Below are 525 nucleotides of genomic sequence, written 5' to 3' on the forward strand. Positions count from 1 at the left end.
ACTCATCCGACGCTGCACCCAGATAAATCGCTGCTTCAGCCAGGCTATTGCTGATGGCTGGTCGGGCAGCCGTGGGCAGGGGAAAGGTGGTGCTGCGGTTCTCGTGATCGGTCCACACCACCGACTCACCGACCACCACCAGCCGCTGGGCCAGGGAATGGCTCCAGCCAAATCCCAACCCGCTATCCACCTCCACGGCACTGGTGCGATACAGCCGCGTCCAGGCAAACGGCAGCACGCCCTGCAACTCGCCATCGGTCAGGGTCAGCAGTTCTTCGCCAGTGACCATGGACACCGGGCAGCCATGGGTCGCGGTTTTGTCGGCACTGGCGCTGGCCGCGCCGTTGGGGTTTTTCGCGGAGGAGGGCGCGTCGTCCACCGCTTCAATTTGCTTGAGCGTGGTATTGCGCCGCGCCCCCCAGTGCATCTGCAGGCCACCTTTTTGTAAGCCGCCGACGACGCCGCGCACGGCCACCGCCTTGTAGCGATCCACCGCCGCCGTAAAACGCTTGAGGATGTCGAACA

At 64.2% G+C, this 525-nt stretch carries 1 protein-coding gene; it reads right to left on the reverse strand.

Going from position 1 to position 525, the window contains the following annotated elements:
* Nucleotides 1-525, reverse strand: a 525-nt coding sequence (locus FIV38_RS29910; RefSeq protein ID WP_236301100.1) for a DUF6531 domain-containing protein, incomplete at both ends; no start/stop codon positions are given.

This window comes from Pseudomonas proteolytica (assembly GCF_007858275.1).
Classification (GTDB): Bacteria; Pseudomonadota; Gammaproteobacteria; order Pseudomonadales; family Pseudomonadaceae; genus Aquipseudomonas; species Aquipseudomonas proteolytica.